At 67.8% G+C, this 23453-nt stretch carries 18 protein-coding genes and 1 pseudogene; 3 read left to right on the top strand and 16 right to left on the bottom strand.

Going from position 1 to position 23453, the window contains the following annotated elements:
* Positions 1 to 82 precede the first annotated feature (82 nt).
* The 6 genes and pseudogenes from ACZY0Y_RS07385 to ACZY0Y_RS07360 form a co-directional block, all read right to left on the bottom strand.
* Entirely contained in the window at positions 83 to 763 is a 681-nt protein-coding gene (locus ACZY0Y_RS07385) for a FadR/GntR family transcriptional regulator (RefSeq protein ID WP_463957259.1), read from the bottom strand.
* A complete protein-coding gene (locus ACZY0Y_RS07380) occupies positions 760 to 2076 on the bottom strand; it encodes an MFS transporter (protein ID WP_463957258.1) in 1317 nt (438 codons plus the stop codon). The genes ACZY0Y_RS07385 and ACZY0Y_RS07380 overlap by 4 nt, the downstream gene beginning before the upstream one ends.
* A 99-nt stretch (positions 2077 to 2175) precedes the next feature.
* Complete coding sequence (locus ACZY0Y_RS07375) at positions 2176 to 3096, bottom strand: HAD-IC family P-type ATPase (protein WP_463957257.1); 921 nt, start codon at positions 3094 to 3096, stop codon at positions 2176 to 2178.
* A gap of 97 nt (positions 3097 to 3193) precedes the next feature.
* Positions 3194 to 4576: pseudogene (locus ACZY0Y_RS07370) on the bottom strand (cation-translocating P-type ATPase); the annotation flags it as partial.
* 120 nt (positions 4577 to 4696) lie between these two features.
* Positions 4697 to 5518 carry a polyphosphate kinase 2 gene (gene ppk2, locus ACZY0Y_RS07365; protein WP_463957256.1) on the bottom strand — a complete coding sequence of 274 codons (822 nt, stop codon included), beginning with the start codon at positions 5516 to 5518 and terminating at the stop codon, positions 4697 to 4699.
* Positions 5519 to 5801: 283 nt separating this feature from the next.
* Complete coding sequence (locus ACZY0Y_RS07360; protein ID WP_463883973.1) at positions 5802 to 7244, bottom strand: PucR family transcriptional regulator; 1443 nt, start codon at positions 7242 to 7244, stop codon at positions 5802 to 5804.
* 145 nt (positions 7245 to 7389) lie between these two features.
* Between ACZY0Y_RS07360 and ACZY0Y_RS07355 the strand changes: the two genes are divergently transcribed.
* Positions 7390 to 8820, top strand: coding sequence for a gamma-aminobutyraldehyde dehydrogenase (locus ACZY0Y_RS07355; RefSeq protein ID WP_463957255.1), 1431 nt, complete (start codon positions 7390 to 7392; stop codon positions 8818 to 8820).
* Between the two features lie 95 nt (positions 8821 to 8915).
* Positions 8916 to 10271 carry a 4-aminobutyrate--2-oxoglutarate transaminase gene (gene gabT / locus ACZY0Y_RS07350; protein WP_463957254.1) on the top strand — a complete coding sequence of 452 codons (1356 nt, stop codon included), beginning with the start codon at positions 8916 to 8918 and terminating at the stop codon, positions 10269 to 10271.
* 106 nt (positions 10272 to 10377) lie between these two features.
* Here gabT and ACZY0Y_RS07345 read toward each other — a convergent pair whose 3' ends face one another.
* Positions 10378 to 11181 (bottom strand): AMIN-like domain-containing (lipo)protein, encoded by an 804-nt coding sequence (locus ACZY0Y_RS07345; protein ID WP_463957253.1) that lies wholly within the window; start codon positions 11179 to 11181, stop codon positions 10378 to 10380.
* 201 nt (positions 11182 to 11382) lie between these two features.
* Between ACZY0Y_RS07345 and ACZY0Y_RS07340 the strand changes: the two genes are divergently transcribed.
* Positions 11383 to 12255 carry a universal stress protein gene (locus tag ACZY0Y_RS07340; protein ID WP_463883965.1) on the top strand — a complete coding sequence of 291 codons (873 nt, stop codon included), beginning with the start codon at positions 11383 to 11385 and terminating at the stop codon, positions 12253 to 12255.
* Positions 12256 to 12289: 34 nt separating this feature from the next.
* Here the strand turns inward: ACZY0Y_RS07340 and rarD are convergent, their stop codons facing one another.
* From rarD to ACZY0Y_RS07295, 9 genes are all read right to left on the bottom strand, one after another.
* Entirely contained in the window at positions 12290 to 13327 is a 1038-nt protein-coding gene (gene rarD, locus ACZY0Y_RS07335) for an EamA family transporter RarD (RefSeq protein ID WP_463957252.1), read from the bottom strand.
* Between the two features lie 59 nt (positions 13328 to 13386).
* Entirely contained in the window at positions 13387 to 14187 is an 801-nt protein-coding gene (locus ACZY0Y_RS07330; protein WP_463957251.1) for a class F sortase, read from the bottom strand.
* Positions 14188 to 15051: a phosphate ABC transporter ATP-binding protein gene (locus ACZY0Y_RS07325; RefSeq protein WP_463957250.1), complete on the bottom strand. Its 864-nt coding sequence runs from the start codon at positions 15049 to 15051 to the stop codon at positions 14188 to 14190.
* A gap of 28 nt (positions 15052 to 15079) precedes the next feature.
* The gene (locus tag ACZY0Y_RS07320) at positions 15080 to 16048 is read right to left on the bottom strand and encodes a sortase (protein ID WP_463957249.1); all 969 of its coding nucleotides are present in this window, start codon (positions 16046 to 16048) and stop codon (positions 15080 to 15082) included.
* A complete protein-coding gene (locus ACZY0Y_RS07315) occupies positions 16045 to 17739 on the bottom strand; it encodes a substrate-binding domain-containing protein (protein ID WP_463957248.1) in 1695 nt (564 codons plus the stop codon). Before ACZY0Y_RS07315 ends, ACZY0Y_RS07320 begins: the two co-directional genes overlap by 4 nt.
* Positions 17736 to 19016, bottom strand: a complete 1281-nt coding sequence (locus ACZY0Y_RS07310) for a PstA family ABC transporter permease (protein WP_463957247.1) — start codon at positions 19014 to 19016, stop codon at positions 17736 to 17738. The genes ACZY0Y_RS07315 and ACZY0Y_RS07310 overlap by 4 nt, the downstream gene beginning before the upstream one ends.
* Before the next feature lie 2 nt (positions 19017 to 19018).
* Positions 19019 to 20038 (bottom strand): phosphate ABC transporter permease subunit PstC, encoded by a 1020-nt coding sequence (pstC, locus tag ACZY0Y_RS07305; protein WP_463957246.1) that lies wholly within the window; start codon positions 20036 to 20038, stop codon positions 19019 to 19021.
* On the bottom strand, positions 20035 to 22812 hold the full coding sequence (locus ACZY0Y_RS07300) for a hypothetical protein (RefSeq protein WP_463957245.1): 2778 nt from the start codon (positions 22810 to 22812) through the stop codon (positions 20035 to 20037). Before ACZY0Y_RS07300 ends, pstC begins: the two co-directional genes overlap by 4 nt.
* 237 nt (positions 22813 to 23049) lie before the next feature.
* Positions 23050 to 23307, bottom strand: a complete 258-nt coding sequence (locus tag ACZY0Y_RS07295) for a hypothetical protein (protein WP_463957244.1) — start codon at positions 23305 to 23307, stop codon at positions 23050 to 23052.
* Positions 23308 to 23453 lie beyond the last annotated feature (146 nt).

Raw genomic sequence — 23453 nt, 5'->3', positions numbered from 1 at the left:
CACCCGCCGTCGCCCGCACCACACGGGCCTCCGCACCGGAACGGGATTCCGGCGCGGAGGCCTTTTGCGTCGGGCGGGGCGGCTACTGCTGGATCCACTCCGCGCAGGAGTTCAGGTTCCGGTGCACGCTGTCGACGGCGGCCGCTTCGTCGTGTGCGGCGATGGCGTCCACGAGCTCGTCGTGACCTTCGTGGGGGAGGCCGTTGAAGCCGCCGCGGCGCTGCTGGCGGAGAAGATCGGCGTGGAAGACTGCGCCGAAGCTGGCGTACAGCTCGTGCAGCAGCGGATTGCCCGACGCCTGGGCCACCAGCACATGGAAGTCCCAGTCCGCCTGGGCCCAGCCGGCGTAGTCCTCCGCACGCCAGGCGTCACGGCGCGACTCCAGCAGGCCGCGCATGGCGTCGACGTCTCCGGGCGTGGCGTGGCGGGCGGCGAGCCGGGCCGCCTGCGTATCCAGGCCCACCCGGACCTCCAGGATGTGAACCTGCGAGTGGTCCCGGTACATGCGCTGGGCGGCACCGGCGATCTCGCTCGTGGCGCGGACGTAGGTGCCGTCCCCGCGCCGGACGTCCAGCATGCCGCTGTGAGCCAGGGCCTTGACCGCCTCGCGCAGGGTGCCCCGGGAGACTCCGAGCATGGCCATGAGCTCGGGTTCGGCCGGGATCCGCTGCTGCAGCGGCCATTCGCCGGAATGGATCAGCTCACGCAGCTTGGCAGTGATCTCCTCGACCAGTGGCGGCCGGTGGGACGTGGTGAGTGTCATGACCGGTTCTCCCCGCGGGATGCAGCGACGGGCGGCAAGGTGGACGTGCCGCCGGGCGGCACGTCCGGGGCGCGAAGTTCCGTGCGCTGGGAAACCTTGGGCAGGGCGGTCAGCAGATGCCCGACGGCGATCTGGCCCAGGGCCACGGCCAGCAGCAGGATCAATGGCAGCGTCCAGGCCCCGGTGGCGCTGTGCAGCAGCCCCATCCCGAACGGGCCCAGCGTTGCCAGCAGGTAGCCCGCGGACTGCGCGACCGTGGACAAGGCGGTGGTTTCGGCGGTGCTGCGGCCGCTGCGGCTGATCATCACCATCACGAGCGGGAAGATGCCGAGCCCGAAGCCGAGCAGCACTGCCGTCAGCGGCGCCCAGGAGACCGGCAGGACCAGCATGGACAGGACGCCCGCAGCCATCGTGACCGTGGCCAGGTAGAAGGCGGTGCGCTGCATCCGGGGGCGTGAGCCGATCGCGACCAGTACCATGCCGGCCGGGACGGAGACGAGCTGCATCAGGCCGAACATCAGCCCGCCCTCGGAAGCCGAGAGGCCCAGCGTGACCAGCATGTAGGGGAACCAGCTGAGCACGGCGTAGGCCAGCAGGGCCTGGACGGTGAAGCCGAGAGTAATCAGCGCGCCGGTGCGGGTCCGCAGCAGCGGCCAGGGGGACACCCGGCCGGCTTTGACGGCGGGCGCGTTGCGGTGGGCGTGCAGGGCGATCGGCAGGAAGCCGAGGCAGGCGCCCAGTGCGAGGAAGCCGATCGCTCCGACCCCGGCGGAGGGCGAGCCGAGCTGCTGCGCCACCGGGACGATCAGCACGGCAACCACGGTGGCGCCGGTCGTCATGGTGACGGTGTAGAGCGCCGTCATCAGCGACGTGCGGTGCGCGAAGTGGACCCGGATGAAGAACGGCATGGCCACGTTGCAGATCGCCAGCCCGGACATCCCGACGACGGTGCCCGCCAGCAGCATGCCGGTCGACGGGATGCCGCGGACCAACAGCCCGGCCGCGAGCAGGACGAGGGAGAGCAGGATGGCCTTCTCAAGCCCCAGGATCCGGGTGAGCCACGAGGTCGCGGCGCCGGCCACGGCGAAGCACAGCGTCGGGATCGAGGGGATGATGGCGGCGATCAGCGGCCCGTAGCCCAGCACTGCCTGAAGGTCATGCAGGAGCGCGGCGGCTCCGGTGATGCCGGCGCGCAGGTTCAGGCCGATCAGCACGATCGCCACGACGCCGGCGATGATCACGCCGCGGGGTGTGCGCACGACGGCGGACGGTGCTGTCTCGGGGAGGGCGGACGTCGCCGTGCTGCTAGCCATTCCTAAAGGTTAGACGTTTGATGTTTGAGGATTAACCTTTAGTGGCGAATATCTCGGCAAGTGACACGGCTGCCGTCGCCTTCCATCAGCAACGCGGGTTTAGTGGGCGTGCCGGGCCTGCAGGACCACTTTGAAGAGTTCGCCGAGGACCAGCAGCAACACGGCCGGAACCAGGCAGGCCAGCCACTGTTGGCCGGTGAGCGGGACGGTACCAAAGAAGTCCTGCAGCACGCGTATCTGGGTGATCAGCATCGAGCCGACGAAGGCCCAAGCGAACGCCCAGAGCAGATTCGGGTTGGATAACGTCGAGGGCCCGAAGGCGCTCTCCGTGGGGTAGCGCAGGTTGAGGGCGACGGTGATGTTCATCAGCCCGAGGCCCACAACGGCCATCCTCTGGCCGACCTCAAGTGAGCCGTAGTTTGTCTTGCCGAGCTGCACGAGGACCAGCGTCGCGGCCGCCATGAACAGCCCGAAGACGAGCAGGCGCACCATCATCGACCGGACGATGATCGGCTGGTTGAAGGGCCGTGGCTTGCGGTCCAGGATGCCCGGCGTCGCGAGGTCCAGGCCCATCACGGCGCCAATGGGGGCGACGATCGCCATATGGATCCACAGGACCTGGGCCGGGCTGAGCAGCGCCGTGCCGGCGATCGCGAACGCGGACGAGCCGATGAACGCCAGAATGAACATAAACAGGTTGGCGACCTGGATGCGGATGAATTTCTGCAGGTTGTCGTACACCAGCCGGCCCTCTTCAACGGCCGCCACGATGGTGGCGAAGTTGTCGTCGGCCAGGATCATCTTGGCCGCGCCCTTGGCGACGTCAGTACCCGTGATGCCCATGGCGATCCCGATGTCGGCCGCGGCGATCGCCGGCGCATCGTTCACGCCGTCGCCGGTCATGGCCACGACGTGGCCCTTGCGCTTGAGCACCTCGACCAGCCGGACCTTGTGTTCCGGCGCCACGCGGGCGATCACGCCGATCCCGTCCACCTGGCTGTCGGCCTCGGCGTCGGTCATCGCCGCGAACTCGGCGCCGGTGACTGAAAAACGGCCACCGGCCCTGGCTGGCGATGCGATCGTTCGCGGCGAGGACTTTGGCACGCGATTCCTCGGTGAGGGCCTCGGAGCGGCCGCCCGGCATCCGCCCGGACGAGGACCTGCCGAGGACGACGTCGGGCGCGCCCTTCACGTACGCCCGGATCACGGGCCTGCCGTCGGCGCCGGGCATCCGGTGGAAGGTGGCCATGAATTTGTAGTCGGAGTCGAATGGTACCGATGCCACCCGCGGGTTGTTCCTGCGGAACTCCGTGACGTCCACGCCGCCCTTCTGCGCGAGGACGTACAGCGCCGCCTCGGTGGGGTCTCCGATGACCTCGCCGTCCTGGATGTCGGAGTCGTTGCACAGTGCGCACGGGAACATCACGTAGTCCAGGTCCCGTTCGGCGTCGCCGGTGGTCCGGTTGACCTGCCCCTCGAACCTGTAGCCCTCACCGCTGACGGTGTAATGGTGCTGCACGGTCACGATCTCCCGCACCGTCATCTGGTTCAGGGTCAGGGTGCCTGTCTTGTCGGAGTTGATGGCCGAAGTGGAGCCCAGCGTCTCGACGGCGGGCAGGACCTTCATGATGGCGTTCTTCCTGGCCATGTTGACCGAGCCGACGGACAGGATCGTGGTGACGACGGCGGGCAGCGCGTCCGGGATCGAGCCGACCGCCAGCGCCACGCCGATCCCGAAGAGCACCGCGAAGGATTCGCCCTGGGCCAGGCCCATCACCACGATGGCGATGAAAGCGAAGAGGGCCGCGACGATGATGAAGATGGTGAGCCGGTCCACCTGCTTGGTGAGCGGGGTCTTCTCCGCTTTCTGTCCGGACAGCATGTGGGCGATGTGGCCGACCTCCGACCCCATGCCCGTGGTGGTGACGAGGATTTCTCCGTGGCCGCGGGTCACGTTGGTGTTCATGAACGCCATGTTCAAGCGGTCCCCGATTCCGACGTCGTGCCGGCTGATGGAGGCGGTGTCCTTCTCGACCGCGAGGCTCTCGCCGGTCAGGGCACCCTCCTCGATCTGCAGGGTCGCCGCCAGGATGATCCGGCCGTCGGCGGGGACGCGGTCACCAGCATCGACCACCACGATATCGCCCGGCACATTTTTCTCTGCGGTGACCTCCGCCATGACACCGTCGCGGCGCACTTTGGCCATCGCTTTCATCATCTTCCCCAGGGAAGCGGCTGCCTCTTCGGCCTTACCTTCCTGGTGATATCCCAACCACGCGTTGAACAGGGTCAGGACGGCGAGCCCGATGGCGGTCCCGTATTCCGCGATCAACAGGCTGACCAGTGCGGCGACCACGAGCACGATCTGCATGTAGTCGCCGTAGTGCTTGAAGAACCGCTTCCAGACCGGCTCTTGCTTTGCGGCGGCCAGTGCGTTCGGGCCGTACTCCTGCAGCCGTTGCTGCGCCTCGGCCGCGCTCAGGCCGCGGACCGGGTCCACCCTCAGCTCGGCCGCCACCTCCGCGGGTGCCAGCGCGTACCAGGCGGCGCCTCGGCCGGGACCACCCCTGCTGCTGCTTCGGACTTGCCGTTCATGACCTACTCCTCATCGCGGCGCAGCTTAGAACGTGGTGGGAATTTGCCGCGGGGTGAGGGTCGGCTCGCTGTAGTCGCCGGCCTTCTGCCGCTTCGGCAGTTCGACGTCGAGTCCCGGGAACGGCTCGTAAGGCACCTGGCTCAGCAGGTGGCTGATGATGTTGAGCCGGCCGCGCTTCTTGACGTCGTTGTTCGCGACGAACCCAGGCGCCCATGCTGTGTCGGTGGCCTCGAACATGGCGTCCCTTGCCCGGGAGTAGTCGTACCACCGGCTGTAGGACTTCAAATCCATCGGCGACAGCTTCCACGTCTTGCGCGGCTCGTCCATGCGGCTCTTGAGCCGCCGGGTCTGCTCGTCCGCGCTGACCTCGAGCCAGAACTTGAGGAGGATGATTCCGGAGTCGACCATCGCCTTCTCCACCTGCGGGGTCATGTTGAGGAACTTCTCGGTCTGCTCCGGGGTGCAGAAGCCCATCACGCGCTCCACGCCGGCACGGCTGTACCAGCTGCGGTCGAAGATGACCACCTCTCCGGCCGCCGGAAAATGCGACATGTAGCGCTGGAGGTACATCTGGGATTTCTCCCGGTCCGTCGGTGTGGGGAGTGCCACCACCCGGAAGACGCGGGGGCTCACCCGCTCGACGATGCGCTTGATCGTGCCGCCCTTGCCGGCCGTGTCACGGCCCTCGAACACGATGCAGATTTTAGCTCCGGTGGACTTCACCCACTCCTGCAGGGCAACCAGCTCGCCCTGCAGGATGGCCATCTCCGCCTCGTACTCCTTGCGGCCCATCGTTGTCCGGAGCTCGCTGTCGGCGCTCTTCTTGTTTTTCTTCTTCTTGCCCATGATCGGCCTCCTAGTCGAGTACTTCCTAGGGCGAATCAGGCAGCCGCGCTGCGGCGTCCGAGGGAACCGGCGCGTTCGTCCGTGGAACGGGGGCGGACAGTAGTAGGCATCTGTCACGCGCACTCCCGTGCAGCGACCTGCCTCTCCCAGTGTTGCCCTTGGCCGGAACCGGGTCTACGGCCCTAGGACCCTAAAAAACAACGCGGGGTCACATCGCGCCCATGTTGGGGCCCGGGATGGGCCGGATGTGACCCCGCGTTGCCCTGGGGGCGGGGAGGTCGGGTCAGCGCGGGTGCCGGGCGCCGAGCCGCTGCACGGCCAGCGCGAGCCAGAGCTGCACCCGGTCCGAGGTCTGGGCGGGGTCGTAGCCGGTGAGTTCGGTGATCTGCGCGAGCCGGTAGCGGACCGTGTTCCGGTGCAGGGTGAGCTCTTCGGCGACGGCCGCCACGGAGCCGTTGTTGTTCAGGTAGCTCTCCAGGGTGGCCAGCAGCTCGGCCCCGTGGGTGGCATCAAAGGTCCGCAGCGGATTGAGTGACTCGTTCGCCATGTCTGCCAGGGGAACGTCCTCGCTGGCCAGCAGCAGCGAGGTCAGGCTCAGCCGCTCGGGTTCGTTGACGGGCAGGCCGTGGCTTGCCGCGTCCCGGGCCTCGAAATAGCTCCAGCGCAGCCCGTTCGGCTTCGTGTAGGCGCCGCCGATCCCGATCGTGGCGTGGATCCCGGCCTCGGCCAGGTGGTCGCTGAGGCTCCGGGCCAGCGCGCTGGCGCCGCTGCCGTCGTCGGCGATCACGGCCACCAGGTCCTTGCCGACGACGGCGCTCACCGACTTTTCGAGCGGCTGCGGCAAGGAGGAAGTCCCGAGCTGCTTGAAGTGGGCGGCGGACTCGGCCAGCAGCACGACGTTCCGGCGGGTGCTGTTGACGCCGATGCCGGCGAGCCGCCGGGTCGCCTCGCTGGGATCCAGGGTCCCGTGGATCACGTCCTCCAGGACCTGCCCCGCCAGGGCCCGCTGGGACTGGCGCTGCTTGACCATGTTGTTGAGCTCGACGCTGATCAGGTTCTGCGCGTAGCCCACAATCCCCGAGTCCTCGAAGGGCTGCCTCACCCATAGGGTGCACGCGTCGCGGCGTCCGGTGGGAATCGGGAAGGACGCCCAGCCCTCGGCGCTGGGCGCCGGATGGCCGGGCATGCTGTTGTACAGCTGGGCGGTGAACTGGCTCAGTACGATTTCGGTCCGCAGCATGGATCCGAGGTGCTTGAGGAGTTCGGCCAGCCCGCCGCCGGTGAGGAGCGCGCGGGCCAGGATCTGGTGCCCCGCGATGAGCCGTTCCAGCTTGGTGAAGTGGTCCGCAGACTGGGCGTCGGCGACGAGCTTGCCGATCGCGATGAACGGGGTCTCATACGGGACCTCCACCACCGGCAGTCCCCAGCGGTTGGCCTCGGCAATCAGGGCCGGCGGAACGGCGTCGTGGGTCAGCCCGATCCCGAAACCGATTCCCACCGCCCCCGCGCGCTGGACCTGGCGGACGAAGCGGCGCTGTTCCGGCGCGCTCTTGAGCCGCATGCCGGTGGTGAGGACCAGTTCGCCGCCGTTCAGGAACCGCTGCGGGTCCTCCTGCTCGGTGACGGCCACCCAGGCGATGTCCTGGTGCCAGGTGGTTTCGGCGAGGCCGGCCTTGGCGAGTTTGAGGGACGGAACCCCCAGCAGGGCAGCGAGTGAAATGGCCATGGATTCAGGATAACCGGGGGCTGGTCAAGCGCACTAAACCATGGCGTAAACGGTGTGCAGGTGACTATTCCCCGGGGTTGACCGGCTGGCATAGGCTCGGAGCAGTCTCATTGGGTCCTTTTCAGCGCGAAAGAGGTTGTACACCGTGGTTCAAACCTTGCAAAACTTCATCAACGGCGAGTTTGTCACTCCGGCCGGAACCGGGGTCCTGGACATCGTCAACCCCACCAACGGCGACGTCGTGGCGAAGTCGCCGGTCTCGGTGCACGCCGACGTCGACGCCGCGATGACCGCCGCGAAAGAGGCGTTCAAGAGCTGGAAGCACACGACGCCGGGGCAGCGCCAGCTCATGCTGCTCAAGCTCGCCGACGCCGTCGAGGCCAACAGCGACGAACTCGTCGAAGCCCAGCACCGGAACACCGGCCAGGTCCGGTCCCTGATCGCGTCCGAGGAAGTTGCCGCCGGGGCAGACCAGCTGCGTTTCTTCGCTGGTGCCGCGCGCATCATGGAGGGCAAGTCCGCCGGAGAATACTTCGAGGGACACACCTCCTACGTCCGGCGCGAACCGATCGGCGTCGTCGCCCAGGTCGCCCCCTGGAACTACCCGTTCCTGATGGCCATCTGGAAGATCGGTCCCGCCCTGGCCGCGGGCAACACCGTGGTCCTCAAGCCCTCGGACACCACCCCGGAATCCACCCTCGTCCTGGCCCGCCTCGCCGGGGAGATCTTCCCGGCCGGCGTGCTCAACGTGGTCCTGGGCACCGGCGAGACCGGCGCCCTGATGGTGGAGCACAAGGTCCCGGGCCTGGTCTCCATCACCGGCTCCGTCCGGGCCGGCATCGCCGTCGCCTCCGGTGCCGCAAAGGGACTCAAGCGCGCCCACCTGGAGCTCGGCGGCAAGGCCCCCGCGGTCGTGTTCGCCGACGCCGACATCAAGAAGAGCGCCGCGGCCATCGCCGAGTTCGCCTTCTTCAACGCCGGCCAGGACTGCACCGCCATCGCCCGCGTGCTGGTCCAGGACACCGCCTACGACGATCTCGTGGCGGCCCTCGTGGAGCACACCAGGACCCTGCGCACCGGCTCGCAGAACGACGAGGACAACTACTTCGGCCCGCTGAACAACGTCAACCACTTCAACACGGTCAAAGCCCTGGTCGAGTCCCTGCCGGAGAACTGCAGGATCGAGACCGGCGGGCACCAGGCCGGGGAGAAGGGCTTCTTCTTCGAGCCCACCATCGTTACGGGCGCCAAGCAGAGCGACGACATCGTGCAGAAGGAAGCCTTCGGCCCGGTCATCACGGTGCAGAAGTTCAGCACCGAGGAAGAAGCCGTCGAGTTGGCGAACGACGTCGACTACGCCCTGGCCTCCAGCGTCTGGACCTCGAACCACGGCACCGCGATGCGCCTGAGCCGGGACCTCGACTTCGGCGCCGTCTGGATCAACACGCACATCCTCCTCACCGCCGAAATGCCGCACGGAGGCTTCAAGCAGTCCGGCTACGGCAAGGACCTGTCCATGTACGGCGTGGAGGACTACACGCGCATCAAGCACGTTATGAGCGCGCTCGATGCTTAACGCCGCCGCATAACGCCGTCGCATAACGCCGCTGCACAGACTCAACCTGACGCATAACCCGCGTGCATCAACCGCTCGCTTAGAAAGGCTTTCCCATGACCACCACCGCCCATGACATCACCTACCGTCTCGAGCAGAAGCGCCGCGTCCAGGCCGATTTCCCGGGACCGAAGTCCGTTGCCCTGACCCAGCGCCGCAAGGCCGTCGTCGCGGCCGGTGTCGCGTCCAGCGTTCCCGTGTTCGTCGCCGACGCCGATGGCGGCATCATCCACGACGTTGACGGCAACTCCTTCATCGACCTTGGCTCCGGCATTGCCGTGACGAGCGTCGGCGCCTCCGACCCCGCCGTCGTCGGCGCGGTCAAGGAAGCCGTGGAGCACTTCACCCACACCTGCTTTATGGTCACGCCCTACGAAGGCTATGTCGCCGTCGCCGAGCAGTTGAACCGACTCACGCCGGGCGACCACGAGAAGCGCACCGTGCTGTTCAACTCCGGCGCCGAGGCTGTCGAAAACGCCGTCAAGGTGGCCCGCCTCGCGACCGGCCGCGACGCCGTCGTCGCCTTCGACCACGCTTACCACGGACGCACCAACCTGACCATGGCGCTGACCGCGAAGGCCATGCCGTACAAGACCAACTTCGGCCCGTTCGCGCCCGAGGTCTACCGCATGCCGATGAGCTACCCGTTCCGCGAGGAAAACCCGGAGATCACCGGAGCCGAGGCCGCCCAGCGGGCCATCACCATGATCGAAAAGCAGATCGGCGGCGAGCAGGTGGCCGCGATCATCATCGAGCCCATCCAGGGCGAGGGCGGCTTCATCGTCCCCGCGGCCGGATTCCTGCCGGCGCTGGCTGCCTGGGCCAAGGACAAGGGCATCGTGTTCATCGCCGACGAGGTCCAGTCCGGGTTCTGCCGCACCGGCGAATGGTTCGCCGTGAACCACGAGGGCGTTGTCCCGGACATCATCACGATGGCCAAGGGCATCGCCGGCGGCATGCCGCTCTCCGCCATCACCGGCCGCGCCGAGCTGCTCGACGCCGTCCACCCGGGCGGCCTCGGCGGCACCTACGGCGGCAACCCGGTGGCCTGCGCCGCGGCCCTCGCGTCCATCGGTTCGATGGAGCAGTACGACCTCAACGCCCGTGCCCGCCACATCGAGGAGATCGCCCTCGGCAAGCTGCGCGAACTCGCCGCGGAACAGTCCGTGATCGGTGACGTCCGCGGACGCGGCGCCATGCTCGCGATCGAACTCGTCCAGGCCGGCACCAGGGAACCGAACCCGGAGCTGACCAAGGCCGTCGCCGCAGCCTGCCTCAAGGAAGGCGTTATCATCCTCACCTGCGGCACCTACGGCAACGTCATCCGCCTGCTGCCGCCGCTGGTCATCAGCGACGAGCTCCTGCTGGACGGCCTCCAGGTCCTGGCCGTGGCCATCAAGGCGAACGCTTAGCGGGCCCGGAAGTAGGACACCCGAAGAACAGGAGAGTCACGAGAGGGTCCCCCGTTCCTCTCCTGTGTTAATTAGCGTGCAATTTTCGCGGCGCGTCCTCCGGCGGCTACTTCCAGAAAGTGGTGTCAAGCTGGACCGCGACGACGTACAGGTGCTGGCCGCGCTCGATCTTCTCGACCTCGTAGACGCGCACCTTCGTCTCCGGAACCGCTGCCAGCGGCCGGCCGACGCCGATCCCGTAGCTCACCACCCCTTCAAAGTCCCCGGCCGGGGCGTAGCTGGCAAGGGCCGGGTATCCGATGGCCGGGGCGGGCGCGCTGGTGATGGTGCTTGCCGTTCCGTCCGCCGTGTGTGCCTGGGCCCCGCGGAACACCACCTTGAGGATGGCGCCGGTGCCGGGCATCGGCACGGGCAGGCCGCTGCCATCGGCGATCAGTTCGGGCACAAACTCGAGGTCGTAGGCCGGGAACCCGCCCTGGAACCGGAAGCTCAACTGGTCATAGGGCGGCGTCTCCCCGGGGTGCCGCCCGGCTCCGATGGCATACAGCGCGGGCAGGGGAGGCGCCGGCGGCGGGGCAACCGGTACCGGGTTCTCATGCGTGGCTGTGAACGGCCGGCCCGGGCCGGGCCAGGTCCAGTCGAGGGCGACGGTGGAGGAGATCACATGGTCGCCCGATTGCGGCGGGGCCGTCTCGTCCGAGTCCGCCGGGACGGTGGCGGACGCTGAAGGAGCCGCCGTCGTGGTGGCAGGGGTGTCCGAAGGAGCGGCGGACGAGGCAGCGGGCTGGCTGGTTCCGCCGGGTTGTGGTGCGGACGGCGTACAGGCGGTGAGTGCCAGCAGCAGGGCCAGTATCCCCACCCGGCCGTTCCGTGCGCTGACGTGGATCTTCCGGGTCCTGATCGCTCCCATGGTGTGTTCCCCTCGACCCTGCCAGCCTAGGGGCGGATGATTGCCCTGCTCAGGGCCGAAAGTCACGGCCCATCGCGGCAAATTCCGGGTTCCGCTGGGCTAGAGTCGTTCCTACCACTGCAGGAACGCAGACCGGCCGACGTCGCCCGGAACCCCCGGAGCAAAGCTGGCTTCTGCCACAGACCCATAAGGGGTTCATACATGCGATACGTAGTTGGCTACACCCCCAGCGAACGCGGCGCCGACGCCGTCGCCCTGGCCTCCGCGATGGCCCGCGCCCAGGGCGCGCACCTTGACCTGGTCTACGTTGTGGACCGGCGTACCCCCTACGTCGCGATGAACCCGGAGGGAAGCCGTGTCAGCGCCGCAGAGCAGGAAGTACTCAGTGCGGAACGGGAGGGCCTGTCCCTCGTCCCCCAGGACATCGAGGCCCGGTTCCATGTCCGCCAGGCCGAGTCGCACGCCGCCGGCCTCATTGATGCGGCCCTGGAATACAAGGCTGGACTGATCGTCGTGGGTGCCGCCAGCGCCGGGCTGTTCAAGCGGTACACCATTGGCAGCGCGGCCAACGCCCTGCTTCATGCCTCGCCCGTTCCAGTGGCGCTCGCCCCCCGGGGTTACCGCCGCACGGAGCCGATTGCGAGGCTGACCCTCGCGGTGGGCCAGCGCACCGGCGCGGAGGCGGCGATCGACGTCGCCATCGAGTCCGCCGAACGCCGCGGCCTCCCGCTGCGGCTGGTCTCCCTCGTGGAACTCGACGCCGAAGAGGACCGCGGCGCGAACATCAACGCGGCGCACGTCCACGCCAATACCGTCCTCACTGCCGCCGCCCACCGGCTCCCGGCCGGGCACCATGTCAGCGTCGAAGTTGCCCACGGGCGCACGATCGAAGAAGCGATCGATGATCTCGAATGGGACGAGGGCGAGATCCTGATCATGGGTTCGTCCCGCCTGGCGGAGAAGAACAAACTGTTCATCGGCAGCACCGCCCACAAGGTGCTCCTTGCCCTGCCGGTACCCATGGTGGTGGTCCCGCGCGACTATGAGCGGATCAACACCAGCCCCGAGGACTGACAGCGCCGGCGTGCACCGGCCGCCTGGGCCAGTCTCAGGCGGCCGCGCGGGCCAGTTTCCGGTTCACGGAATTCTTTCGTGTGGCCAGCAGCATGTCCATGGTCAGCACCAGCAGCGCCAGCCAGACGACGCCGAACCCGATCCAGCGGTCGGTCGTCATGGGTTCGTGGAACACGGCGAGCGCCACGATGAACTGCAGCACGGGGGCGAAGTACTGCAGCAGCCCGATCGTGGTCATCGGCAGGCGCCGGGCGGAGGCGCCGAAGAACAGCAACGGCACCGCGGTGATGATGCCCGACGCCGCCAGGAGCCAGAAGTGCCCGGGGCCGTGGGCTGCCAGCGTTGCGGCGCCCGTGAGCGCCAGGACCGTCATCGCAGCCGCGGCCACCGGCGCCAGCACGATCGTCTCGACCGTGAGGCTGGTGATCGCATCAGCGCGCGGGCCGACGCGCTTCTTGACGAAGCCATAGAGGCCGAAGCTCAGCGCCAGGGTCAGGGCAATCCACGGCGGTTTGCCGTAGGAAACCGTCAGGACGCCCACGGCGATGAAGCCGATTCCGACGGCGGCCCACTGCAGCGGCCGCAGTTTCTCCTTCAGCACCACCACACCCAGCAGAACGGAGACGAGCGGGTTGATGAAGTACCCCAATGAGGCTTCGACAGCCTGTCCGGTGGTCACGCCGTACACATAGGTCAGCCAGTTCACCGCGATCAGGACAGCGGCGATGATCAGCGGGAAGATCAGCCTGCGGTTCCGGAACGCTGCGCCCAGGACACGCCAGGAACGGGTGACGGTGATCAGCAGGGCGCAGAAAATGAGCGACCACAGCACCCGGTTGGCCACAATCTCCACTGCCCCCGCCGGTTGCAGCAGGATGAAGTAGAGGGGCATCAGCCCCCACAGGCCGTAGGCGCCGATCCCGAAGACGATTCCGGCCGTCGTGTCCGTGTCCACTGCCTTGAGGGCGGGCGCCTTGCCGGTCTTCAGCGGCCCCTGAGTCCCGGACTTAAGGGCCGCCGCGGCGGCGTTCGGCGGGGAGACGGGTCCGGTGGGAGTAGGCACGTAGCCCATAACACCATGCTGCGGGCGGGTATTCCATCAAATGGTCCGTACCGGTCCCCGGCGCCGGTTCAGCCTTCCCGCTCCGCGTAGACAACGTAGTTCTGCTGGGCTCCCGCGTCGTTGAGCTGGAAGCACGTCAGCAGCACCAGCCGGCCGGGTACGGCGGCCCAGAGGTCATCGTGTTCCTCGAGTGTCGACTTCACATAGCCGGCCGTCGCGGTGACCCGATAGGTGGTGGTGCGCTCGGGTGTGGCGACCAGTACGGCATCGCCCGGCTGTACTCGACCCGCACCGGCCTGGATGTCCATCAGTCCGTTGAACGCCGCGTAGCCCAGGTTCCAGGAATGGGCGGCCAGATACGTAGTGTTGGTGGCCCCGGCGCCGGACGGGCCGTAGTCGCTGATCCAGTAGGCGAAACCGTTCGACGGCGGGTTCACGCGGCGATCCGCGGGCAGTGGCATGGGCAGCACCGGGATGTCCATCCCCAGACGCGGCAACCGGACCCGCACGGGCTGGCCGGCCCTGGCCGGCGTGTGCTCCAGTTCCCGGGTGGCGAGCGTTTCTGCCTCCTCCGGCGTGTTGACCAGCAGCGTGTCCGCCGTGTTCCCGGTGGCGGCGCGGGTCGGTTGCGGTGCCGGTCCGGCCGTCTGCCCGGGGACGGCCAGCAGCGGCCGGGCACCGGTCAGCAGGGGGATTCCGTACAGCAGCACCAGGGTCAGGCCGAGCTCGGCCAGCAGCGGCCGGGCACCGGTCAGCAGGGGGATTCCGTACAGCAGCACCAGGGTCAGGCCGAGCTCGGCCAGGCCGAGGGCGGCAAGATCCCGGGTGCGGCGGCGTCCGCGCCCGGCGGAACCGGTGGATCGTCGCATTTACCCGAAGCGTCCGTTCACGTAGTCGCTGGTGCGCTCGTCCTGGGGATAGTTGAACATGGCGTCGGTGGGCCCGTACTCAACGATCGCTCCGGGGTCGTTCTGCGCGGCCAGGAAGAAGGCACAGGTGTCCGAGATGCGGGCGGCCTGCTGCATGTTGTGGGTGACAATGACAACGGTGACCTGGCCCCGCAGCGAGGCGATGGTTTCCTCGACGCGCCGGGTGGAGGTGGGGTCCAGCGCCGAGCACGGCTCATCCATGAGCAGCACACGCGGGGAGACCGCCAGGGACCGGGCGATACACAGCCGCTGCTGCTGGCCGCCGGACAGTCCGCCGCCGGGCTGGTGGAGCCGGTCCTTGACCTCCTCCCACAGGGATGCCTTGCGCAGTGAATCCTCTACCACGAAGTCCTTTTCGGCCCGGCCGGCCTTGATGCCGGCGAGCTTGAGGCCTGCGATGGTGTTCTCGTAAATGGACATGGCAGGGAACGGGTTGGCCTTCTGGAAGACCATGCCAATGTGGCGGCGGGCCATTGTCACCCGTCGGCCGGGATCGTAGATATCCGAGCCATCCAGCAGCACCTGCCCGGCCAGGGAGGCCGTGGGCACCATTTCGTGCATCCGGTTGAGGATCCGAAGGAAAGTCGACTTGCCGCAGCCCGAGGGACCGATCAGGGCGGTCACCTGTCCCGCAGCCATGTTCAGGGAGACCCGGTCCAGGACCTTGCGCTCGCCGAACCAGGCGCTGACTGCGTGGGCGTCGAGCTCGGCCGCTTCGCTGCCCGCGAACGGGTCAGGCACGGCCTCGCCGTCGGGCGGATCGAACAGGGCCAGGGCGTGGCCGGAGCTTGATTGCATCGTCATGAAGGTTTGTTCCTTTGGCGTTTGTGACTTAGAGGAGGTTGGGGAGCAGGAGACTGACCTGGGTGCCGGTCAGCACGGACAGCGCCCCGAGGGTCGGCAGGAAGACCAACCAGGTTTCCCGTTGGCCCCAGCGGTACCAGGACCAGACAGCGGCCAGGGAAACCAGGATCAGCAATTCAAGGCAGACCAGGAGCCCCACCAGGTCCGAGGTGTCGGAGCCCATGGGGAGCTCAGCGGCAGTCAGGGACGCGGGATAGAGGACCGGCGCTGCTTTGGGGACGGGCTTGGACACCAGCTTGGCATCCACCCGCAGGGCACCGTCGGGGAGGAACACCGGGCCGGCCGCCGTGGTCAGCGTCAGACGGCCCTCGTCGCTTGTGGGTATCGGCGGGCCCGGATCACCGGCGCGGCGCTGGCCGGTTACCTCGAACTCGGCCACTCCCAGTCCGGTGGTGACCGTGAACCGTTCTCCCGGTTCCAGACCGGCCAGCCGGCCAAAGACTCCGCCGTAGGCGGCGGCCCTGCCCATGAGGACGCTGGTCCCGCTCTGCCCCGGCAGGGGAGTGTCCCGCCGGTGGCCGACGCCGTCCATCAGTTCCCGGGACGACGTTCCCTCCAGCACCGTCTCCTGCAGGTTCAGGGCGGGAATCGAGAGCAGGGCCACTGGCGTCCCGGGGGCCACCAGCGTCCCGTCATGGGTGGTCTGTCCCAGGGGGGCCGAGCCTTCCGCCAGTCCCGTCCTCAGCTCTTCAAAAAGCCGGGTCTGGGCGGTGGCGTGCTGCACCTGCGAGACCACCACAATGTTGATGATCTGTCCGAAAAGGATCACCGACACCATCGCCAGTCCCAGCGAAAATGCCTTGTGGACGGGCGACGGCGGCAGCCTGGCCGGGGCGGGTCGGCGGGTGTTCCGGACGGCACGCCGCAGCCTGGGGAGCAGGCCGCGGCGCAGGGAACGGGTGCCGCTTTGGCGGCGGCTGGTCAGTGTGTCCGTCATGCGTTCGTGCCGCCCTTGCTGCGCACACGCCTTGCCAGGGCGCCGACGGCCAGCGGCGGAACGAGCACCAGCAGGCCCACCAGGCCACCGATGATCAGCAGGAGGTTCTGCGGTTGTCCCCATCCGCGGCTGGACGCCAGCGTGGTGGTGACCGGCGTCAACTGCTGGGCGGCGCTGGCGGTACCGGCTCCGGCGTCGGTGCAGGTGCCGCTGTCCGGGTCACACGTCGCCGGGCCGGCGGCGGGACCTGCCTCTGCCTGGGCGTCGGTTCCGGCGGCCTGCTCCGCGGCCTGGGCCGTGGTGGCGGCCGCTTCGGGCCCGGCGGCCGTCGTGGCCCCTGCCGGTCCCTGGTTGACGGCCGCGTCAGCACCCCGCCATGGCGCCTGGCAGGCAGCATCACAGGCTTTGTCGAACGGTGCCGTCCGCACCAGCTGGTTGGCTGAGGGCGAGTCGCCGGGTTTGAACGTGGGGTTGTTGCAGGCAGGTGCCGAGCCGCCGGAGACGCTGTCCCGGGTCTGGTCCATCTTGCGCATGGTCTCCTGGTCCACGCCCGGAATCTTGCGGATCTGTTCCATCCCGGCCAGGACCAGGTTCATGGGCAGCGGCGAGTAGCCGAGCTGGCCCATCGGCCGCTGCCCCTCGCACAAGGCGTAGTTCGCGAAGAACCCGAGGGTGGCGCCCTGGGCCGGGTTCAAGGCGTTGGTCGCCTGCGTGGGGACAACCATGTAGGAGTAGGCGGACATCGGGTAGCTGCGGGGGTCCTGGTAGCCGTACACGGCGGAGAGGTCCTGCGACAGGTAATTCGGTGAGCCCTTGTCCTGGTTGATTTTCGCCTTCGTCAGGGCCACGGCTACGGCGTGCTCGGTGGGCAGCGTGTAGAAGCCCGCCGCGTTCTTGACCTGCGCCGCCGGGAAGCCGATGCCCTGGGCGTAGGAGTACTCGTCATAGTTGATCGTGTACTGGTTGTTCGCCGTGTAGGTGGTGACGCCCTGGGATCCGTTCTGCGCCACGAAGTTCTTCAGTCCCGGGTTTGTGGGGAAGAAGGACGTGGCGTGCAGTGGATCGCAGCCGGTGACGGCGCACAGCTTCGCGTAGTCGGCAGGGAACTGGCGCAGCAGCCAGAGGGTGAATTGGGCCGTTGCGCCGGAGCCGTCCGAGCGGACCACCACGTTGATGGTGGCGTCAGGCAGCGCCACGCCCGGGTTGTCAGCGGCGATGATGGGATCGTTCCAGCGGGTGGCCTGGCCCGTGAAGATCTTGGCGATGGCCGGCTGGGAAAGTTTGAGGCTGGTCATCCGGGAACTGCCGGTCTTGAGGTTGTACATGAAGGCGGTGCCGCCGGCCACCACGGGCAGCATGCCGTAAGAGAACCCCGGCATGCTGTTGTCACGCGGATCCGCGGTGTCCCCGGTGTAAGGGATTTCCGACACGGCGAACTGCTTCATCTGGTCCGCGAATTCCTTGCGGCCGGTGGAGGATCCCTTGTTCTCGTAGTCCACGGTCACCCCTTGGGCGCCGACCCGTGCGATCCAGTCCTGCAGCGCGTTGCCCGCCCACGAGGATCCGGAACCGCCAATGCGCAGGTAGTTGGCGGCCTGGGCCGGCGCAAGACCAGCAAACACCATGCCCACCGAGAGCAGAATTCCCAGGACCGCCGGGACGGCCCGGCGCTTGGACAGGGGGCGGATCATTTGTTCTCCTGCGGGTTGTCGGAAGGGTTCGTGCCCAGGCCCGCCAGGAGCTGGGCGTGGTTGCGTTCAATGCGGGGCAGATCCCGGCGGGACCGGGCGGCCGTGCGGCGCGCCTGGCTCTGTGTTTGCTTGCCGGCGTCCTGGCCGCCGATGATTCGGGCCAGGATGAACAGCACCAGCACCACAAACAGCAGGAACGCGGCCGTGGCGAACCCGCGGGCAACCATGTCCGGCACCGGGGAACGCACGTAGTCAAGGGCGGCCAGGGGCAGCGGTGTCTGCGGCCCGGAAAACGGGTTGACGTTCATGACTCCGGTAAAGCCCGAGGTCAGCATGACCGGAGCGGTCTCGCCGATGCCGTGGGCCGTGGCCAGGATGACGCCGGTGGTCAGGCCGGAGCGGACCGTGGGCAACACGATGTGCCACACCACACGCCACTGGCCCGCGCCCAGAGCCAGGCCGGCTTCGCGCAGGTTGCCGGGCACCAGGCGGAGAACGACGTCGGCCGAGCGGATCATGATCGGCAGCATCAGCACGGTGATGGCCAGCGAAGCGGCAAAACCGTTGGTCTGGTGGGTGATGGACATCACCACGGCGGCATAGATGAACAGGCCCGCAACGACCGAGGGCAGCGCCGTCATCGCCTCCACGACCGTGCGCACGATGCGTGCCATCCGTCCGCCCACCTCGTTGAGGAAGACCGCCGTCGTCAGTCCCAGGGGAATGGTGATGGCGAGGGCGATGGCGATCTGTTCCAACGTTCCCACCAGGGCATGCAGGACGCCGCCCTGGTCCAAGCCGGACAGGGGGCCGGCGCCCGTCATGTCCGTGGTGAAAAAGTTCAGGTGGAACAGCGCGTCCTGGCCACGGGCAAACGTGAACATGACCACCAGGCCCAGCGTGCCGGCGACGGCGGCGCCGGCCGAGCTGAGCAGCACCGTCACCAGGCTGTTGCGTACCGCCGGCGCCCGTTGCCGCAAGTGCACCAGTGCGGTGTACAACAGCAGGAACCACAAGTAGGAAACAATGAACAGCCAGCCCAGGGGGATCAGCCCGAGCGCCACGGTGAGCAGGAGGCCCATGCCCAATCCGCCCGCGGCTGCGCCGGCGAGTGAAAAGACGTGGTCCCGGCCTGCCCCCAGCCGGACCCGGACTTCTTCCGGGGCACCGGCCCGTTTGGCCAACAGCGGGAGCTCGGTGGCCGGGCGAACGGGCCCGGCTGCCGGCAGCGGGGTCGCCTGCAGGGTGTCAGTCGCGTCGTCAGTTGTTGCAGTCATGGTCAGCCCTCACTCTCTGCACCGGACCGGGACCTCGCCATGATGGCCGAGGCCGTGATGTTGACCAGCATGGTGATCACGAAGAGCGTCAATCCTGCGGCCATGAGCGCGCCCATGGCCGATTCGTTGGACTCCGAGTACTTCAGCGCAATCATGGCGGCGATCGAATTGGCGCCCTTTTCCAGCACGTGGAAGTTGACCGCATAGACAGGGCTGATGATGAGGTAGATGGCGATAGTCTCGCCCAGCGCCCGGCCGAGCCCGAGCATGGTGCCGCCGATGATCCCGCCCCGGCCGAAGGGCAGCACCACCGTCAGGATCATGCCCAACCGCGTGGCTCCCAGGGCATAGGCGCCCTCGCGTTCCCCGGTAGGCGCCCGCCGGAACGACTCGGTCATGATCGAGGTCTGGATCGGAACAATCATCATGGCCACCACCAACCCGGCGATGAAGGCGGAGGCGGTGTACGGCACGGTGTCCCGCAGCGGGCTGCCGGGATCCACGCCGTCGACCCGCAGGAAAGGTATCCAGCCGAACCAGGTGGAGAGCCATTTGCTGAAATCCACCACACTGGGCTGCAGCATGTAGGCGCCCCACAGGCCGAAGACCACCGACGGCACGGCGGCCAGGAGGTCGATCAGGCTGGTCAGTGCCTTCTGCAGCCACCCGGTGGCGACTTCGGTGATGAACAGCGCAGTCCCCAGGGCCAGCGGCATCGCGACGGCCAAGGCAACCGTGGCGATCTGCACCGTGCCCCACAGGACCGCGGCGATGCCGAAGTCATTGGTTTCCGGCGCCCAGTTCTGGGTGGTCAAGAAGGTGCCCAGCCCCACTTCGCCGATGGCGCCGATGCCGTTGCCGGCCAGGAAGAGGCCCACCAGGGCCATGATGGCCAGGACGACGCCGCCGCCGACCCGCGTGACGGCCCGGAAGAGATAGTCCTGCTGTTCCAACAGTTGCTGCAGGGGGCGGGGGACGTCCTGCGCTTCACCGGAGCGGGTCCCGGGCAATACCGTGCTCATTTGCGCCGTCCCCGGGCCAGCAACGGCGCTGCCGCGGCGCTGGCCAAAGCTGCGGCCAGTCCGATCACGAGCGCGTACTGCGGCCAGGCGCTGCTGGTAGCCGCGGTCCGGCCGGGCACTGGCGCGGCCGCGACGGGGGCGGCCGCCGGGGCCGCTGCCGGGACGGCATTTGCTGCGGCCGCGGCCGGTGGTGCCGGCACGAGAGCGGCGACGGCGGGCACGTTCGCGCCGGAGCCGGACTCCATCGGCAGCACCTGGGTGGTGACGGCCTCGGGCTGCTGCGGCCCGGGGACGCCCTGCAATGCCTGGATGCCCGCCGCGGCCAGCTTCAGCAGGGGCGCCGTCAGGGGCGCATAGCCGGGGGGCAGCATCCCGCTGCCGAACCCGGTCTTCTGGCCCTCAATGCTGACATAGGAGAACAGCTGGGCGTAGGTGGCGGCCTGGGACTGGCTGATCGAGGCCAGGTTCACCGCACCGTAAACGGGCAGGGTGAGCGGATAGGCGGAGGTGTAATCCGGAACCGTAGCGGCCCGCAAAACTCCGGGGATTCCGGTGGGTTCGAACTGGGCGGCGGCGGCCTGCAGGCTGCTGCTGCTGGCCCCCACACACTGCGAGCCTTCGCCGTTGCACAGCTGGGCGGTGGGCAGCTGGAACTTTGCCGCCGAGGCGGCGTCCGTGATGGACAACACGCTGCGGCTGCCATAGCCCTGGCGGGGCACAGCCTTGTAGGCCGGCGGGCTGCAGTCAGCGCACCAGGACGTGGTGGATGCGGGCTGGGCGCGGACGGTGTTCTGGGCCGCGGCGGCCATGTCCTGGACCCGTGCGTACTGATCGCCCACGGTCAACGCCGGCTGGTCAATGGAACCATCGCTGTTGCGGGTGGCCGGCCTCTGGGCCCAGTAGACCTGGGGATAGGACGCTCCCTCGGAGGGGTAGGACTGGCGGGCGTAGCTGAAACCGTCCGGCAGCTTCGTCTCGGCGATCTTCTGACCGGCCAGCTTGTCCAGTTCAACGGCCTGTTCCGGGCATTCGCCGTAGGTCCGGGTGGAGTAGAAGGGATTGATGCTCATGCCGGAAGGATCCGGGCAGCCGTTCAGGAAGGCCCTGGCGTCCTTGTCATTGAGCAGCCACTCCCAGACGGCGGCGGCGGCATCCGAGCGCAGGCCTTCCACAACGGGCGGGTTGAGGTTGCCTGACGAGCCGAGGCCCTTCGGGTTTAGTTTCCGGAACTCCGGATCATTCTGGATCGAGTATGTCATCGGCTGCCCGTAGGCCTTGTTGCCGGGCTTGGTGAAAGGGGCGTCCACCGCAGAGGCTGGAGCGGTGTGCTGTACGTAGCTCTGCGTCAGCAGCTTGGCCAGGAGCCGGGCGTTCAGTTTCAGCTCGCGCACCAGACCCGCGCTGCGCACCTTGTCTGCCTCCCATTCCGCCTTGTCCTGGTAGCCGCAATCGGCCAGGGTGTAGGGCGTGAACGCTGCCGTACAGGCATTATCAATCGTCATGGCGATGACGACGCCGGCCAGTGCCGCGGGCACGTAGAGCGCGCCGATGTCAGCCGATGCCGGTCGGGTGGTGAAGGCCAGGCTGCCCGGCTGCTGCAACTGCGTGCGGGCCTGCAGGTCCGCCAACGGAGAGAATCCCAGCGTGAATTTCCTGGTCTCGCAGATGGCCGGAATCCATGACTTCATGGCGACTGCCAGGGCCTCGGAGCCGACGCTCAGGGTGGCCGCCTGGTCGGTGGGGCAGACGGCCGCGACATCCTGGAAATTGAGCGGGACCTGCACGCGCATCGCCCACAGGCTGGGCGTGAGCGGCCCGGCGGGCAGGATGGCGTCGATCGCGGCTGTGCGGGGCACGGCCACCAGCCAGCATTTGGCCACGCTGGGTGCATCGGGGCGGTAGCCGCAGCCCAGGCCCGAGGCTTCTGCACCGCTCTGCACCTCGAAGGTGCGGGAACCGGCGCCCTGTTCGGAGGACAGGAAGCGGGAGAACTCGTTGGTACTGGTCCGGCCAAAGTACGGGTTGCGGTATTCGCTGAGGTTGAAGCCGTCCCTGATCCGGGTTTCTTTCCCGTCGACGGCCACGAACGGGGCCGGAAGGTTCATCGTGGGCGACGCCGGATCGGCCGCTTCCCAGTCGCCGCCGCGAACCAGCGGATCGTTCAGCAGCGAACGCTGGTGCGCCGTGTTGGAGATGTCGCCGTCCAGGCCCGTCGCCCCGAATTGGCATGTGGACGGATCTGGTTCGGTGGCCGCAGGATCCGGCAGTTTGTCCGCTCCCGGCCGTCCCCAGCACTGGAACACCTGCAGATAGGAGGTGCTGGCGCCGTTGCTGCCGGCGGCCGGATCCATGCCGGTGAAGCTGACCGTCACTGACTGGTTCTGGAGGTTCTTGGTCTGGGACACCGCCAGTGAGAGACCGCCCAGTCCGTTGCCGGCCCCGAAGGCGCGGCTGGCTGCGTCGCGCAGCCGCTGATCGACGTCGTTGTAGGTCTTGCCGGCGGTATGCCGCAGCTGTTGCTGTGCGTCGCGCGGCACCCGGCTTTCGAGCGCATTGTTGGTGTTGTCCCAGCTGACAGTTGCCGAGCTGTCGCTGACCATGGACCCCTGGGCCCCCCAGTCGCTTCCCGGAACGGGAGGAGCGGCGGCCACAGGGGTCAGCGAGCCCAGCAGCAGCGCGGCGACGGCGCCGGTGGCAGCCAGCGCGGGCGCCCAGACCGCGGCGCGCCGCCGGGTGCCGGGCAGCGTGCGGCGGGTATTCCGTGGAATCGACATGAATTTATTCTTTCCAATATTTCGGGGAGGGCAGCCAGCGATGTGATCAGCCATTTCGCAACACAGCGAAATACCCGGCTGGGATTCTGCACAAACCGCCAAACCATTATTTCGCGTTACCCCTTTGGGGCGGCCCTGGCTTGACTAAGGAAGGATTTCCGCAAGGTGAACAGAAAGAAGTAGTTTCTGAAAAAGGAATTGCCCGGACCCCGCGGGGTCCGGGCAATTCGTCGTAAATCAGGCCTGGCTGGCCTTGCGGCGCCGGGACAGGTATACCCCGCCACCCAAGCCCATGAGCGTCAGGCCGCCCACGACCATGGCGGCCAGCCCCGCCGTACCGGCAGGGGTGGCGGTGACGGTGCTCATCCAGTTGGTGTCGGCCAGGAAGGGCGCGTTGGCCTGGCCTGCAACGTTCAGGCCGGTGACCTGGAATGTCGCGCCCGATGCTCCGGTCAGGACCAGGGTGTGAGTGCCGGCAGGCAGGCCGGCCGGCACCGTGAAGGTGTAGCTGACCGAACCGTCGGCGTTTGCCGGCTCTTCAGAATTGAGAGTGTAGACATCGCTGCCGTGTGAGGAGTTCGGGCGGGGAGTTGTTCAGCTGAGGTGAGGGCCTTGGGAGAGAATCAAGGTATCTACTCCGC

It is taken from the genome of Pseudarthrobacter kochi (assembly GCF_055412805.1).
This window is presented reverse-complemented; position numbering and strand designations above follow the sequence as displayed.

Coding starts and splice junctions, on each gene's coding strand:
- ACZY0Y_RS07330 (WP_463957251.1), bottom strand. CDS start 14,187: ATGCGACGATCCACCGGTTCCGCCGGGCGCGGACGCCGCCGCACCCGG.
- ACZY0Y_RS07380 (WP_463957258.1), bottom strand. CDS start 2,076: ATGGCTAGCAGCACGGCGACGTCCGCCCTCCCCGAGACAGCACCGTCC.
- ACZY0Y_RS07360 (WP_463883973.1), bottom strand. CDS start 7,244: ATGGCCATTTCACTCGCTGCCCTGCTGGGGGTTCCGTCCCTCAAACTC.
- pstC (WP_463957246.1), bottom strand. CDS start 20,038: ATGAGCACGGTATTGCCCGGGACCCGCTCCGGTGAAGCGCAGGACGTC.
- rarD (WP_463957252.1), bottom strand. CDS start 13,327: ATGGGCTACGTGCCTACTCCCACCGGACCCGTCTCCCCGCCGAACGCC.
- ACZY0Y_RS07320 (WP_463957249.1), bottom strand. CDS start 16,048: ATGACGGACACACTGACCAGCCGCCGCCAAAGCGGCACCCGTTCCCTG.
- ACZY0Y_RS07375 (WP_463957257.1), bottom strand. CDS start 3,096: ATGACCGACGCCGAGGCCGACAGCCAGGTGGACGGGATCGGCGTGATC.
- ACZY0Y_RS07345 (WP_463957253.1), bottom strand. CDS start 11,181: ATGGGAGCGATCAGGACCCGGAAGATCCACGTCAGCGCACGGAACGGC.
- ACZY0Y_RS07325 (WP_463957250.1), bottom strand. CDS start 15,051: ATGACGATGCAATCAAGCTCCGGCCACGCCCTGGCCCTGTTCGATCCG.
- gabT (WP_463957254.1), top strand. CDS start 8,916: ATGACCACCACCGCCCATGACATCACCTACCGTCTCGAGCAGAAGCGC.
- ACZY0Y_RS07300 (WP_463957245.1), bottom strand. CDS start 22,812: ATGTCGATTCCACGGAATACCCGCCGCACGCTGCCCGGCACCCGGCGG.
- ACZY0Y_RS07340 (WP_463883965.1), top strand. CDS start 11,383: ATGCGATACGTAGTTGGCTACACCCCCAGCGAACGCGGCGCCGACGCC.
- ACZY0Y_RS07385 (WP_463957259.1), bottom strand. CDS start 763: ATGACACTCACCACGTCCCACCGGCCGCCACTGGTCGAGGAGATCACT.
- ACZY0Y_RS07310 (WP_463957247.1), bottom strand. CDS start 19,016: ATGACTGCAACAACTGACGACGCGACTGACACCCTGCAGGCGACCCCG.
- ACZY0Y_RS07315 (WP_463957248.1), bottom strand. CDS start 17,739: ATGATCCGCCCCCTGTCCAAGCGCCGGGCCGTCCCGGCGGTCCTGGGA.
- ppk2 (WP_463957256.1), bottom strand. CDS start 5,518: ATGGGCAAGAAGAAGAAAAACAAGAAGAGCGCCGACAGCGAGCTCCGG.